15 protein-coding genes and 1 tRNA gene are annotated in these 14,597 nt (G+C 61.0%); 6 read left to right on the forward strand and 10 right to left on the reverse strand.

Annotation, left to right across the window (positions count from 1 at the left end; translation table 11 throughout):
• Positions 1 to 13: 13 nt before the first annotated feature.
• Positions 14 to 108: transfer RNA gene (locus DFR38_RS10330), tRNA-Sec, on the forward strand.
• 80 nt (positions 109 to 188) lie between these two features.
• Here the strand turns inward: DFR38_RS10330 and DFR38_RS10335 are convergent.
• A complete protein-coding gene (locus DFR38_RS10335) occupies positions 189 to 548 on the reverse strand; it encodes a hypothetical protein (RefSeq protein WP_146215960.1) in 360 nt (119 codons plus the stop codon).
• 394 nt (positions 549 to 942) lie between these two features.
• Positions 943 to 1,701, reverse strand: a complete 759-nt coding sequence (locus DFR38_RS10340; protein WP_059287147.1) for an SDR family NAD(P)-dependent oxidoreductase — start codon at positions 1,699 to 1,701, stop codon at positions 943 to 945.
• Positions 1,702 to 1,833: 132 nt separating this feature from the next.
• Between DFR38_RS10340 and DFR38_RS10345 the strand changes: the two genes are divergently transcribed.
• From DFR38_RS10345 to DFR38_RS10365, 5 genes are all read left to right on the forward strand, one after another.
• Positions 1,834 to 2,781, forward strand: a complete 948-nt coding sequence (locus DFR38_RS10345) for a LysR family transcriptional regulator (RefSeq protein WP_059287148.1) — start codon at positions 1,834 to 1,836, stop codon at positions 2,779 to 2,781.
• A 31-nt stretch (positions 2,782 to 2,812) separates the two neighbouring features.
• A complete protein-coding gene (locus tag DFR38_RS21730) occupies positions 2,813 to 4,147 on the forward strand; it encodes a methyl-accepting chemotaxis protein (protein ID WP_059287143.1) in 1,335 nt (444 codons plus the stop codon).
• A 61-nt stretch (positions 4,148 to 4,208) separates the two neighbouring features.
• Positions 4,209 to 5,009, forward strand: a complete 801-nt coding sequence (locus tag DFR38_RS10355) for a (Fe-S)-binding protein (RefSeq protein WP_239688791.1) — start codon at positions 4,209 to 4,211, stop codon at positions 5,007 to 5,009.
• Complete coding sequence (locus DFR38_RS10360; RefSeq protein ID WP_059287144.1) at positions 5,006 to 6,406, forward strand: lactate utilization protein B; 1,401 nt, start codon at positions 5,006 to 5,008, stop codon at positions 6,404 to 6,406. Before DFR38_RS10355 ends, DFR38_RS10360 begins: the two co-directional genes overlap by 4 nt.
• On the forward strand, positions 6,403 to 6,969 hold the full coding sequence (locus DFR38_RS10365) for a LutC/YkgG family protein (protein ID WP_059287145.1): 567 nt from the start codon (positions 6,403 to 6,405) through the stop codon (positions 6,967 to 6,969). The genes DFR38_RS10360 and DFR38_RS10365 overlap by 4 nt, the downstream gene beginning before the upstream one ends.
• Before the next feature lie 140 nt (positions 6,970 to 7,109).
• Here DFR38_RS10365 and DFR38_RS10370 read toward each other — a convergent pair whose 3' ends face one another.
• The 8 genes from DFR38_RS10370 to DFR38_RS10405 form a co-directional block, all read right to left on the reverse strand.
• Positions 7,110 to 8,549 (reverse strand): DEAD/DEAH box helicase, encoded by a 1,440-nt coding sequence (locus DFR38_RS10370; protein WP_110313365.1) that lies wholly within the window; start codon positions 8,547 to 8,549, stop codon positions 7,110 to 7,112.
• A gap of 121 nt (positions 8,550 to 8,670) precedes the next feature.
• Positions 8,671 to 9,591, reverse strand: coding sequence for a CobD/CbiB family protein (locus DFR38_RS10375; protein WP_059285345.1), 921 nt, complete (start codon positions 9,589 to 9,591; stop codon positions 8,671 to 8,673).
• Between the two features lie 111 nt (positions 9,592 to 9,702).
• On the reverse strand, positions 9,703 to 10,167 hold the full coding sequence (locus DFR38_RS10380) for a flagella synthesis protein FlgN (protein WP_158527726.1): 465 nt from the start codon (positions 10,165 to 10,167) through the stop codon (positions 9,703 to 9,705).
• Positions 10,168 to 10,192: 25 nt separating this feature from the next.
• Positions 10,193 to 10,495, reverse strand: coding sequence for a flagellar biosynthesis anti-sigma factor FlgM (gene flgM, locus DFR38_RS10385; protein WP_059285363.1), 303 nt, complete (start codon positions 10,493 to 10,495; stop codon positions 10,193 to 10,195).
• A gap of 71 nt (positions 10,496 to 10,566) precedes the next feature.
• Positions 10,567 to 11,241, reverse strand: a complete 675-nt coding sequence (gene flgA / locus DFR38_RS10390; RefSeq protein WP_239688574.1) for a flagellar basal body P-ring formation chaperone FlgA — start codon at positions 11,239 to 11,241, stop codon at positions 10,567 to 10,569.
• Between the two features lie 140 nt (positions 11,242 to 11,381).
• Positions 11,382 to 12,791 carry a threonine synthase gene (gene thrC, locus DFR38_RS10395; RefSeq protein WP_059285347.1) on the reverse strand — a complete coding sequence of 470 codons (1,410 nt, stop codon included), beginning with the start codon at positions 12,789 to 12,791 and terminating at the stop codon, positions 11,382 to 11,384.
• A gap of 65 nt (positions 12,792 to 12,856) precedes the next feature.
• Positions 12,857 to 13,204 (reverse strand): hypothetical protein, encoded by a 348-nt coding sequence (locus tag DFR38_RS10400; protein WP_146215961.1) that lies wholly within the window; start codon positions 13,202 to 13,204, stop codon positions 12,857 to 12,859.
• A gap of 47 nt (positions 13,205 to 13,251) precedes the next feature.
• Positions 13,252 to 14,562, reverse strand: a complete 1,311-nt coding sequence (locus DFR38_RS10405; protein WP_059285349.1) for a homoserine dehydrogenase — start codon at positions 14,560 to 14,562, stop codon at positions 13,252 to 13,254.
• Between the last annotated feature and the right edge of the window lie 35 nt (positions 14,563 to 14,597).

A 14,597-nucleotide genomic window follows, 5' to 3' on the forward strand; every position in this document is an offset into this window, starting at 1 on the left:
AATCGGCCGACACGGAAGAGAGGCATCCCCGGTGGGGTGGCTGGTCTTCAAAACCAGAGGGGGCCGCCAGCGGTCCCGGGTGGGTTCGACTCCCATTCTCTTCCGCCACTTTCCTGCCAGCCTGGCGACAAAAAAAGCCCGCGGATCGCGGGCTTTGCTACTGAGCGGCCAAGCGTGGCTGCCGCCGTTCAAGGCTGATTAGCCTTCAGCATCTGCCGGTAATATTCAAGATAAACGCTATACAGATGATGCAGGACATTGGCGCCGCGCCGGCCAGACTTGGCCATGCAGGCCTGCCTCGCGGCGTTCAGCTCCCTGATTTCATAAGGCATCAGCACGATTTCATCGCGCGATTGATAAACCGAATGCACCGACTTCAGATTATCAATCACATGCTGAATCAATCTGGCTTCCGGGGAATGGACATTAACATACAGCACATGAAATGCCTTGAGCAGCGCAATCATCTGGATGATTTTTTCTTCGTCGGCCCTCCCGGAACAAAGATCCGCACAGCAATTAGTCAAATTTTGTTTGATATTTATCATGATGCGACACTGACCTTGACTGACTATTGCCGAATAACAAGCTGCACGCGCCCTGCCTGAATGGCAGCGGCTGGTAACTTCAAACTCATTCCAAATGTCAAAAAATTAATCGATTGAGAAAAAGCAAACCATACGACTTAAGTACTTTTCTTCAAATAAAAACAAATAAGCAGCGCACAGCAGCCAGCACCCTGCGCTGACAGACGACACATTCAATTCGCCCGGCAACAGCATGCAGCTGCAATTGCACCGCTCAAGCATATCACTTCAAACTTCCTTGCCAAGTATGCGCGGCAAAGGAAAAGAGCTGCACCCGGCAGCCCTTTATTCATATTGAATAATAATAAACTTTAATCATGCGGACGTATTGCCGCCATTTAAAGCAGGCTTTCTTTTACAGAAACATGCCACCCGAAGCCTCAATACGCTGCGCATTGATCCAGCCGGCCTCATCAGACAACAGCATGGCCATCACCGCACCAATATCATCCGGCAGGCCGACCCGCCCCAGCGCAGTCTGGCTGGCAATGAACTGGTTGAGCTGGGCATTATCCCGGACGGCGCCACCACCAAAGTCGGTTTCAATGGCTCCGGGTGCCAGCACATTCACGGCAATGCCGCGAGGCCCCAATTCCTTGGCCAGATAGTGGCTCAGCACCTCGACCGCCCCCTTCATCGCGGCATAGGCGGCATAACCTGGCAGGGCAAAGCGTGTCAGACCGCTGGAAACATTCAGGATGCGGCCACCATCGGCCAATAGCGGCAATAGCGCCTGGGTGAGGAAAAACACCCCCTTGAACTGGATGTTGAGCAAGTGATCGAACTGGGCTTCCGTCGTTTCGGCAAAGCCGGCATGGATGCCGATGCCGGCATTGTTGAGCAGATAGTCAAACTGCTGGCGCTGCCAGCGCTGCTGCAACAGCTGGCGCAGCTGTTCGGCAAAGGCCGGAAAGCTGCTGCTCTGTGCCACATCCAGCGGCATGGCGGCAGCCTGGCCGCCGGCCGCGTCAATTTCGGCCACCACGGCGTCGGCTGCGGCCTGGTTCGCCTGATAGGTCAGCACCACAGCTACCCCACGGGCGGCCAGCTTGAGGGCGGCATTGCGCCCCAGACCACGGCTGCCACCGGTGACCAAAGCAATTTTCTGTTGCATGTGAAGCTCCTGAGGAAAGCGCAGAAGCAGGATGCATCTGCAGGATTGCAGTGTATTGTTTTGCTTTATGGCGATAAACATGCCATTTACGATCATAATGTTCGTGATATCAAGACAATGGAGCCGCCGGCCATGGATCAGCTACAAGCCATGCGCATTTACCTGCGCGTCGCCGAGATGGGCAGTTTTACCCGGGCCGCAGCCCAGCTGTCCTTGCCCAAGGCCAGCGTATCCACAGCCATCCAGCAACTGGAAAACCGCCTGGGCGCACGCCTGCTGCACCGGACCACGCGCCAGGTCAGCATGACGCCGGATGGGCAACTGTATTACCAGCGCTGCAAGGACTTGCTGGATGAAGTGGAGGAACTGCAGGCGCTGTTTGCCAACACGCCGGCCCGCCTGAGTGGCCGCCTGCGCGTGGACCTGCCCCACGCCATTGCCCGCCACAGCGTGCTGCCCAACTTGCCGGACTTCCTGCAGCGCCATCCGCAGCTGGAAATCGAACTGAGCAGCACCGACCGGCTGGTCGATCTGCTCAGCGAAGGTTTCGACTGCGTGCTGCGCGTGGGCCAGCTGCGCGACTCCAACCTGATTGCCCGTCATCTGGGCTGGCAGCGCCAGATCAATTGCGCCAGCCCGGACTATCTGGCACGCCACGGCACACCGCATAGCCTGGATGAGCTGGCCGGCCACCGGCTGATCCATTACCAAAGCGTGCTGGGTGGGCGGCGCAGCGGCTTCGAATACCAGGACAGCAGCGGCAGCCTGTGCCACTACAGCATGGCGGGGGCGCTGACGGTGAATAATTCCGATGCCTACCATGCCGCCTGCCTGGCCGGCATGGGGATCATCCAGGCACCGCAGGCAGGGGTTGCCGCCCAGTTGGCCGCGGGGCAGCTGGTGGAAATCCTGCCAGACTGGCAGGCGCCACCGCTGGCGGTCTCCCTGCTCTATGCCAACCGTCGCCAGCTGCCGCAACGCTGCCGGGTGTTCATGCAATGGCTGAGCGAGCTGTTGCAGCCCATTTTGCAGGACAGCAGCGGCAATGCCGCTGTCAGAGCGGACGCCGATCCGCTATAACCATTAAAAGCAGGTACATCACGGGGAAAACATGTTTGATCGCAAACTGAAACAGGAATTAGCCGAGCTCAAGCAGCAACTCCATGCCGAACAGCAGCTGGGCAAGGCACTGGACCGCTCCATGGCGGTGATCCGCTTCAATCCGGATGGCAGCATCATCGAGGTCAATCAGAACTTTCTTAATACCATGGGCTATCAAAGCCAGGCCGAGCTGCTGGGCAAAAAGCACAGCCTGTTCTGCGACAGCGCCTATGCCGCCAGCAGCGACTATCAGCGCTTCTGGGACATGTTGCGCCGGGGCGAGTTTTATCAGGGCAGGGTCAAGCGCCGCAGCGCCGATGGCCGCAGCATCTGGCTGGAAGCCACGTATAACCCGCTGCTGGATGAGCAAGGTCGTGTGGTCAGCATCATCAAGTTTGCCACCGACATCACCGCCAAGGTCAACGAGGCCGCCCGCAACAACGCCATCCTGCAAGCCATCAACCGCGCCATGGCGGTGATCGAGTTCACCCCGGACGGGCAGATCATCAATGCCAATGACAACTTCCTGCAGGCCACCGGCCACAGCCGCGACAGCCTGATCGGCAAGCCGCACCGCCTGCTGTGCCCGGCCGAATTCGCCACCAGCCAGGAGTACGAAGCGCTGTGGCAGCGCCTGCGCAGCGGTCAGCATTACAGCGGCCGCATCCAGCGGCTGAGCCGTGATGGCCGCACCGTGTGGCTGGAGGCCAACTACAATCCGGTGCTGGATGAAAACGGCCAGGTACTCAGCGTCATCAAGTTCGCCACCGACATCAGCCAGCAGGTTGCACAACAGGTACAGGAGCGGGATGCCGCGCTGCTGGCCTATGGCTCCTCGCAAGAGACCCAGACACTGGCCAATGCCGGGGTCTTCGACATCGAGCAAAGCATCGAAGGCATCATGACCATGGCTACCGACATCGAACGCGGCAGCCAGCAAGTACTACAGCTGGGTGAGCGCTCGCAGCAGATCGGCTCCATCGTGCAGACCATCAAGGAAATTGCCGACCAGACCAATCTGCTGGCCCTCAATGCCGCCATCGAGGCGGCGCGCGCCGGCGAAATGGGCCGGGGCTTCGCCGTGGTGGCCGACGAGGTGCGCAAGCTGGCCGAACGCACCAGCTCCTCCACCGGGGAAATCAGCCATATGGTGCAGGATATCCAGGGCCATACCGACGCGGCGGTAGCCAGCATGCAAAGCCTGCTGCAACAGGCCAATGGCAGCGTGGAGCTGTCCCAGCGCGTGGGACAGACCATTTCGCAGATCAACCACCAGGCCAAGGGCGTGGTGCAGGTGATCAGCCGCTTTGCCGAGATGAAAAACCAGAACGATCAGCTGGACTGAAGGCGGCGGAAAAGCGCTCAAGGGTAATTCCGCATTGGCAGGGCGGGGGAATGGGGATTAAATGCAGCCAGTACCCTGCTCCAGCCTGTCGGAGGCCCCGCGCACCATGAAAATCGGCCTGTTCATTCCCTGTTTCATCAACGAACTGTTTCCCCATGTGGCCATGGCCACGCTCGAACTGCTGGAAAGCCTGGGCTGCGAAGTGGCTTTTCCCATGGAGCAGTCCTGCTGTGGCCAGCCGCTGGCCAACAACGGCGACAGCAAGGGCGCCTGTGAGGCCGCCCGGCGCTTTACCGGCGTATTCCAGCAATACGACTATGTGGTCGCCCCTTCCGGCAGCTGCGTTTCGCACGTCACCCACCACTACGACTGGTATATCGCGGAAGATCCGGCCTATCAGCAGCTCAAGCCCAAGGTCTACGAGATCATCGAATTCCTGCAGGACGTGCTCAAGCTGGAAAAACTGCCCAAGCCGGTGTATTTCCCGCACAAGGTTTCCATTCACCAGAGCTGCCACGGCCTGCGCGAACTGCACCACGCCAGCCCGTCCGAACTGATGATTCCCTACCAGTCGCGGCTGGAAAACATCCTCAAGCTGGTGGATGGTGTGGAAGTGCTGCTGCCCGAGCGCCGTGACGAATGCTGCGGTTTTGGCGGCACCTTCTGCGTGGATGAGCCGGAACTGTCCACCGCCATGGGCGAAGATCGCGTGGCCCAGCATGAGGCCACCGGTGCGGAATATATCGTCGGCGCCGACCCCTCCTGTCTGATGCACATGGGCGGCATCATCCGCCATCAGGGCAGGCGCATCCGTCCGCTGCACATTGTGGAAATCCTCACCGGTCGCGGAGCAGGCGCATGAAAGACGACAGCGTAAAACACCCGCAAGCCGCGGCTGAATTCCTCAAGGACCGCGCCCAGGCCAAATGGCACGACAGCGCCATCTGGTGGGTGCGGCAAAAGCGCGATGCCCAGGCCAAACAATTGCCGGAATGGGAAGAACTGCGCCGGCTGGCGCGCGAGATCAAGGCCCACACCCTGTCGCAGCTGGACGACTATCTGGCGCAGTTTGAAGCCAATGCCCAGAACAACGGTGTCACCGTGCACTGGGCGGCCGATGCCGACGAGCATAACCGCATCGTGCACGGCATTCTGGCGGCACGGCAGGTGAAGAAGCTGGTCAAGTCCAAGTCCATGCTGACCGAAGAGTGCGGACTGAACCCCTATCTGGAACAGCGCGGCATCGAAGTGGTGGATACCGACCTGGGCGAACGCATCGTGCAATTGCGCCACGAGGCACCCAGCCACATTGTGATGCCGGCCATCCACCTGAAAAAAGAACAGATTTCCGAGCTTTTCCATAAAGAACTGGGCACCGAGGCCGGTAATAACGACCCCACCTACCTCACCCATGCGGCGCGGGCCAATTTGCGCGAGCATTTCCTGACTGCCGATGCCGGCCTGACCGGGGTGAACTTTGCCATTGCCGAAACCGGTGGCGTGGTGGTGTGCACCAATGAAGGCAATGCCGACCTCGGCACCAGCCTGCCCCCGATTCACATTGCCAGCATGGGCCTGGAAAAAATCATTCCCAGGCTGGAACACCTGGGGGTGTTCACCCGGCTGCTGGCGCGCTCGGCCATCGGTTCACCGGTGACGACCTATACCTCGCATTTCCATCAGGCGCGCCCCGGTGGCGAGATGCACATTGTCATTGTCGACAATGGCCGCAGCGACATCCTTGGCAATGAAGACTTCTACCAGAGCCTGCGCTGCATCCGCTGCGGTGCCTGCATGAATACCTGCCCGGTCTACCGGCGCAGTAGCGGCTTCAGCTACAGCTACATCATTCCCGGCCCCATCGGCTCTACCCTGGGCCCCAGTCGCGACATGAAGAAACACGGCAGCATGGCCTTTGCCTGCAGTACCTGCGGCTCCTGCTCCAATGTCTGCCCGGTCAAGATCAACCTGCACGAACAACTGGTACTGCACCGCAAGAAGGCGTTTGAGCAGAACCTGCTGCCCGCCGGCAAGAAAATGGGCCTGCTGGCCATGCGCTTCCTCACCCAGCACCCGGCGCTGTTCGATCTGGGCGGCAAGGTGATGCGCAAGGTCGTACCCATCATTCCGGAAAGTCTCACCCGCCATAGCGCGTGGAGCCGTGCCGGACGCGATCTGCCGCCGATGCCGGCCCAGAGCTTCAAGGAGCTGTACCAGCAGCGCAGTCAGGACAAGCAGGACAAGGAGGGCCAACAATGAGCGCCCGTGACACCATACTGGCCCGTATCCGCCAGAACCGCCCGGCCGCCACGGCATTGCCGGACATCCATGCCGTACCCTTCATCCGCTACGACGATCAGTTTGCAGCCTTTGCCACGCTGATCCGCAATCTGGGCGGCGATGCCGTGCAGTTGCCGGATGGGCAGAGCGTGGCCGATGTCGTGGCTGCGCGCTGGCCGGATGCCGGTCGCACCGTCGACCTCACCGTGCCACAGCACGAGGAAGTGGATGATCCACATGCCTGGCACGATGTCGACGTCGCCATCGTCCCCGGCCAGCTGGCGGTGGCAGAAAATGCCACGGTCTGGGTCAGCCATCCGGACAACCGTTTCCGCTCGATTTACTTCCTCACCCAGAAGCTGGTACTGGTGGTGCCGCGTGAGGCCATGGTGGACACCATGCGCGATGCCTATGCCCGCATCCAGCTGGCCGAGCACGGCTTTGGTGCCTTCATTTCCGGCTCGTCGCGCACCGCGGATATCGAACAAAGCCTGGTAATGGGTGCCCATGGCGCCATGGCCGCACTGGTGATTTTTGTCTGATTTGTACGCACGGAGCATTGCTTCCTTGGGCCCCTGCGGGGGCCTTTTTTCTGCCCGCCATTTCTCTCCACCATGTCGATCAGACATGAAAAAACCGCCGGTCTGGCGACGGGCGGTTTTCGGCTGGCAGCGGTCAATACTCAGCGGTTGACTTCCACCTTGTAACGCGGCGGCAGCAGCAGGGCCGGCACTTCGCGCTGCGCCTTGCGGCTACGGCGGCTGCCCGCGGTCGGATTGATGGTTTTCAGGCCCTCGCCCGACTTGCCCACCATCAGGGCAGAAGCCGGCAAGGACATCGGATCACGCTGCGATTCACGCGGGGTGGAACGCACCGGGCTGCTGCGGCCTTCGCGGCCTCCTTCGCGGCCATAATCACGCCCCCCCTCGCTACGGGAAGATTCGCGGCGCGGCGCGGCTTCGTCACGCGGGGCGGCGGCTCCCGGCTGGAAGCCTTCCACCACCTGCGGTGTCAGCGTCTGGCGGGTCAGCTTTTCAATCGCCTCGTGCTGGCGGGTTTCCGCCGGGCTCATCAGCGAAATGGCGATGCCACTGGCACCGGCACGGCCAGTACGGCCGATACGGTGTACATAGTCTTCCGGCGAATTGGGCAGCTCGTAATTCACCACGAAGGGCAGTTCGGTAATATCCAGGCCACGGGCCGCCACATCGGTGGCCACCAGCACGCGCAGGCTGCCTTCCTTGAAGGAGGACAGGATTTCCAGGCGCGAGGCCTGGGCCTTGTCGCCATGGATGGCTTCGGCCACCAGGCCATCACGCTTGAGATCACGCGCCAGCTGGTCGGCACTGATCTTGGTCTTGCAGAACACGATGACCTGGCTCATGTCGCGGGTCTTGATCAGATGGCTCAGCAGATGGCGCTTGCGGCCGGCATCCACCGAATACACCAGCTGTTCCACCTGCTCGTTGGTGGCATTCTGCCGCGCCACTTCCACGGTCTGCGGATCTTTCATGAAGTCCGCGGCCAGGCGCTTGATTTCCGTGGCAAAAGTCGCCGAGAACAGCAGGGTCTGCCGCTCCTTGGGCAACATGCTCATGATCTTGCGGATATCCTGGATGAAGCCCATGTCCAGCATGCGGTCGGCTTCGTCCAGCACCAGCACTTCCACCTTGTTCAGCTGGATGGTTTTCTGCTGGATATGGTCGAGCAGACGGCCCGGCGTGGCGATGACGATTTCCATGCCACGACGCAGCTCGGCGGTTTGCGGGTCCATATTCATGCCACCAAACACGGTGGTGGCACGCAGCGGCAAATACTTGGTATAGGTTTTTACATTCACGCCGATCTGGTCGGCCAGCTCGCGCGTGGGCGACAGCACCAGCGCACGCACCGGGTGCATGGCCGGCGATACGCTGGTATTGGCGAATTTCTTCAGCCGCTCCAGGATGGGCAGCATGAAAGCGGCAGTCTTGCCGGTGCCGGTTTGCGCCGCCGCCAGCAGATCGCGACCGGACAGAACCAGCGGAATGGCCTTGGCCTGGATGGGGGTAGGCTCGGTATAGCCTTGCTCTTCAATGGCACGAAGAATCTCGGGCGACAGCCCGAGTTCGGAAAACAGCATGTGTGTGCTCCTGCAATTCGGTTGGGTGATGGCGGCGCAGCGGGCGACGCATCCCCTTGTTCATGAACATGACCGTGCTGAAATGGCAACGCCGCCCATCACGGGCGGCGGTTGGCAGGCATCAGGCCATGTGATTGGCAACGCTGAGCAACAGGACGACAAACAACCAAAGCAGGGCTGAGCGCCACACCAGTCCGACGGCACTTTTCAGAAAGCCTGGATCAGCCTCGTCGCCCAGGCCCAGTTCAGGCCGGAACTTGATGGTGTAATCCTGTCGGAGCGGATCGCCCAGTTTGACGCCCAGCGCGCCGGCCGCCGAGGCCAGCAGAATGCCGTTAGCGTAATTGCCCCAGGTTTTTGCCTGCGAGCGCCAGCAGTAAACCGCGTCTTCAAAATCGCCCATTACGGCGAAGCTGGCTGCGGTCAGACGCACCGGCAACCAGTCAAGCCAGGCAGCCGCACTGCCGGCAAAACGACCAAAGCGGTCTTCCTCTGCCTGACGGCCCCCCCACTTCTGGCCGAGCATGCTGCACAGACGGTACAGCAAGGCACCGGACGGACCCGGCAGCAGAACAAACCAGAACATGGTGCCGAATACGTGACGATAGCTGTCCACCACCCCCTGCTCGATGGCCAGGCGTGAAATCTCGCTCACCGACAATTCGGCCGCCGGCAAACCAGTCCAGCGCGACAGTGCGATACGGGCGTCCAGATCACGCCCCTCGGCCAAGGCCAGGGAAATCTCGGAAAAAGCGCTGGAAAAGTGGCGGAAGCCCATGGTGAGATAAAGCACCAGCACGTTCCACAGGATGGCCAGCAGCGGGTTGGCCGCATACAGGGCGTAGTACACCAGCAGGCTCAGCAACACCGGCGGCAGGATGGCCAGCATCCACGCAAACACGCCATGCCGGTTGGCACCGGCATTGAGGTTGCGTTCCAGGTGATTGGCATAACGGGTGAACACATGCCAGACGCGGTTACGGTTGCCCAGTGGGCGCAGCTGTTCAAGTGCCAGCGCAAATATCAGGGAAATCAGGGTCATCAGATTTTTGGATGGTGGTTTGCTCAGGCCTAGCGGCGAAGATACCACATAAGGGGCTGCTGCGCCCACCACATCGCAGCAGCAGGCGGGAGAAAGCGCGAGAAAACCGGCTCAGGCCGAACCGAGAAAGCGGCGGCCGCCTACCGGCTGCGGCTGCTGGCCGCCACGGTCATAGCTGAGGGTGGCAGCCGCGGCCTGGCGCAATACCGCCAGTGACTCTTCAACCTGCCCCAGTTGCTGCTCGATAAAGCTGCCATTGAGCTGGTTGATGCCCTGTGCACGGTGGATCTGGTCTTCCAGGGCCAGCCAGGCCTGCCGCTCGGCCGGCTTGTCCGCCAGCCAGAGATACACGGTGTCGCTATCCGACAGGCCCAGCGACTTCATCAACTGGGCACGCTGCTGCGACTGGCGGGCCAGTTCGTCCAATACCTTGCTCTTGCTGTCGGCCAGCGCTTCCAGCAAATGCACCTGACCGGCAATCATCACCTGCTGTTCCTGCTGCAGCAGTTCAACCAGCCGCAGCACATGGGCGGTTTCCGCCTGGCACAGCTCGGCAAAGCCTGGTTGTTGATTCATGGCAGCGTCAACCATTGCGCCGGGCTTACTGGTTCAGCAATTCTTTGGTGGAAGCGATCAGGCTGTCGGCAATCTTGCCCGGATCGACCGAAAAGCTGCCGGATGCAATGGCGCTCTTGATGGCATCCACTTTGGCGGCATCGAACGACGGCTCGCTATCGCCCGCCTGGCTTGCCAGGGCGCTGATACGGCTGGCCAGCGGATTGATTTCCACACTATCGGTCGGGGCCGCGCTGGTCGCAGAGGCTTGCGTGCCGGCATCGCGCTTGGCCAGCTTGCTTTGGCTGGCATAGGCGCCAACCGCACTGCCCGAGTTGTCGATTTTCATGGTGGGACCTTCCAAACTAACGAGGGGTTTGTTCTATTATCGGCTGAAAAAGCAATCTCTTGAAAATTTATTCAGTACGACAGGCTGACGGTGCCATCCGGTTGTACCATTCCGCGCACCACCCTGCCACTACTGAGCCGGACCGACACCGCTTCGCCGACCGCGGCATTGCCATTGGCCGTGCCTTCGGACAGCACGCTGAAACCGTCGCCCCCGGCCGACACCTTGACCGGTTGTCCGGCGCGCACCGCATAGGGGGCATGCACCATGAAATTGCGCAGCCAGCTGCCGGCCGGTGCCCCGCTGCGCATGCTCTGGCCCACCGCAAGGTCAACGCTGTTGATGACATTGCGCGCCATCGCCGGATTGGCCATTTCCACCAGCTTCACATCGCCAGCCTGCAGCACCTCGCCAGCCGCCACCGAGCGGGTCAGTACCACGCCCAGCTGCTTTTCACTGACGGTCACCGGCAGGCGGATGCTCCAGCCGCTATCGGGGCAGACGATCACCAGGCTGGTATTGCCACTGGTCTGAGCCGTATTGGACCAATCCACCTTGGGGCTGCTGCAGGCGGGCAGTACCAGCCGCCGATCCAGCCGCCCCAGCTTGTAGCTGGCCTGGCGTTGGCTGACCTCCTGCTGCATGAAGCGGTCGGCCAGTTTTTCCAGTGCCGCCATGTCCTGGTTGGCCGCAGCGCACACCGTGCCGGACAGCAGCATGCTCAGAAACAGATAAGGGAATTTCATCCTGCCATTGTATCCAGTCCGGTTGCCAATGCGTATCGGCGCAAGCCGACTGCCATCAGAGTGGCAAAGCCGGCAACAGTTGCATGCTGCAATAAAAAACAGGCTCCTGACGGAGCCTGTCTGACTGACTTGGGCAAATCTTAGCCAGCCAGCGTCTGTTCGACAAAGGCTTTGACCTTGGCGGCATCGGCGTCGAATACCACCACTTTTTGCGGCAGATCTTCCAGGCCGTCGAAACCGGCCGGACGCGGCGGATCGCGGTCCAGTGCCTCGCGGATGGTATCGGCAAACTTGGCCGGTAGCGCCGTTTCCAGGCAGACCACGGTTTCACCCGGCAGGCGCAGCTCGCGGGCCACCTTGATACCGTCGGCGGTATGGGTATCCACCACCACGCCATCGCTGGCATCCACGGCACGAATGGTGGCCAGGCGGTCGGCATGGCTGCTCTTGCCGGAGACAAATCCGAACTTGCCGGCTGCATCGCTCAGTCTGGCGGACAGATCAAAACCCTTGCCGGCATCCACATCGGCCCACAGCGCCTTGACCGCAGCACCGTCGCGGCCCAGCAAGTCGAACACAAAGCGCTCGAAATTGGAGGCCTTGGAAATGTCCATGGACGGGCTGGAGGTGACATAGGTATTGGCCGTGCCGCGCGGACGGTAGACACCGGTACGGAAGAATTCGTCCAGCACGTCGTTTTCGTTGGTGGCGACGATCAGGCGCTGTACCGGCAGGCCCATCTGGCGCGCGATATGGCCAGCACAGACATTGCCGAAGTTACCGGACGGCACACAGAAGCTGACTTGTTCGTCATTGCTGCTGGTGGCGTTGAAATAGCCCTTGAAGTAGTACACCACCTGCGCCACCACGCGGGCCCAGTTGATGGAGTTGACGGTGCCGATCTGGTATTTGGCCTTGAAGGCGTGATCGTTCTGCACGGCCTTCACGATGTCCTGACAGTCGTCGAACATGCCCTTGATGGCGATGTTGTGGATGTTGGCATCCTGCAGGCTGAACATCTGCGCGCGCTGGAAGGCACTCATCAGGCCATCCGGACTCAGCATGAAGACATTGATGCCCTTTTTGCCGCGCATGGCGTATTCGGCGGCACTGCCGGTATCGCCGGAGGTGGCACCCAGGATGTTCAGCGACTGGCCTTTCTTGGCCAGCACATATTCAAACAGATTGCCCAGCAACTGCATGGCCATGTCCTTGAAGGCCAGCGTCGGGCCATTGGACAGCTCCAGAATCACCAGGCCATCGGACAGGCGCTTGACCGGGGTGATGGCTTCGCTGCCAAACACGGCTGCGGTGTAAGTGCGGCTGACGATGTCCTTGAGATCGGCCTCGGGAATATCGGTGGCGAACAGGCGGATGATTTCAAATGCCAGTTCGGCATAGGACAGACCACGCCAGGCATCCAGCTGGCTGCGGCTGATCTGCGGGTAGCTTTCCGGCAGCGCCAGACCACCATCCGGTGCCAGGCCCATGAGCAGGATGTCGCTGAAACTTTGCGGCTGCATGCCGCCACGTGTGCTGAGATACTTCATGATCAGTTGGTCAACCTGTACAAATTGGAGGGCTGTTGCGGGCAGGACACGCTGCCCGCAGCCTGTTATTCGGCGCCACTGGCATCCAGATGGTGGCTGCAGGCAGCGGAGGCTTCCGCCAGCCGCTTTTTGCCGCGCGGATCATCCTTGCGGATCTGCCCGGTCAACACCCCCATCACTTCTTCCGAGGTAAAGGTGTTGGCCAGGTGTTCGCTGGCGCACTGGCAGTATTTCTGGACCTGGGCGTCGGAGTGCTCGGCCACCCCGTCCGATGCCGGGGTGCGCTTGATACAGCTGCGCATCAGGAAGCCCTGCAGCAGATTATGCTGGCCGGGCGTCAGCGGCGTGGCATACAGCGCCGAAGCAGTCAGGGCGCAGGCCATGCCTACGCCATTCATCCAGAGTCTTGCCATTGCAACCATCCAGTCGCCGCCCCGCCGGCAATGACGGGGCGAATGCCTTAGTCGTTGAGTTCTTCCATGCGCAGGCGCACTACCTTGCCGGCCACGCTGTCCAGTGCCTCGATGGCGGCGATGGCGGCGTTGATGGCTCCTTCCTGCACCCGGTGGGTGAGGATGACCACTTCGGCATTGCCTTCGCTGGCCGAGCCCTTCTGGATCAGCGCTTCGATGGAGATGTCGTTTTCTGCCAGCAGACCGGTGATATTGGCCAGCACACCCGCGCGGTCGGCAGCGCCGATACGCAGGTAGTAAGAGCTGTATACCTCGTCGATCGGCAGGATGCGCAGGTCTTTCAGCTGATCCGGCTGGAAGGCCAGATGCGGCACGCGGTGTTCCGGGTCGGCGGTCAGCAGGCGGGTCACGTCGACAATGTCGGCCACCACGGCGGAGGCGGTCGGCAGCGCGCCGGCACCGGCACCGTAGTGCAGGGTCTGGCCGACGGCATCGCCCTTGGCCAGTACCGCGTTCATCACGCCGTTGACGTTGGCAATCAGCTGGCTTTCCGGAATCAGCGTCGGATGCACGCGCAGTTCCACGCCGGCATCGGTGCGGCGGGTAAAGCCCAGCAGCTTGACGCGATAGCCCAGTTCTTCAGCGTATTTGATGTCCACGCCGTCCAGCTTGCTGATGCCTTCCAGATAGCAGCGATCAAACTGCATGGGAATGCCAAAGGCCAGGGCAGCCATGATGGTGAGCTTGTGACCGGCGTCGTGACCTTCGATATCGAAGGTGGGGTCGGCTTCGGCGTAACCCAGGCGCTGCGCTTCGGCCAGTACGTCGGCAAAGCTGGCACCCTTTTCGCGCATTTCGGTCAGGATGAAGTTGGAGGTGCCATTGATGATGCCGGCGATCCATTCGATGCGGTTGGCCGACAGGCCCTCACGCAGCGCCTTGATGATGGGGATGCCACCGGCCACGGCCGCCTCGAAGGCCACCATCACGCCCTGCTCCTGGGCGCGGGCAAAGATTTCATTGCCATGCACTGCCAGCAGCTTCTTGTTGGCGGTCACCACATGCTTGCCATTGGCAATGGCCTGCAGCACCAGTTCCTTGGCCACGGTGTCGCCACCGATCAGCTCGACCACGATGTCGACTTCCGGATCGTTGACCACGGCAAAGGCATCGGCGACCAGTTTGACATCGTCGCCCACCAGCTGGCGCGCCAGCTCCAGATTGCGGCGCGAGGCAATGGTCAGGCGGATTTCACGGCCGGCGCGGCGGGCGATTTCCTCGGCATTGCGCTTGAGTACGGTGGCGACACCGCCACCGACAGTCCCCACGCCCATCAGGCCAATATTGATCGGTTTCATTACCATCTCCATGTCTGTCTCTAGTGTTTTGTCCC

Source organism: Aquitalea magnusonii (assembly GCF_003202035.1).
Taxonomy (GTDB): domain Bacteria; phylum Pseudomonadota; class Gammaproteobacteria; order Burkholderiales; family Chromobacteriaceae; genus Aquitalea; species Aquitalea magnusonii.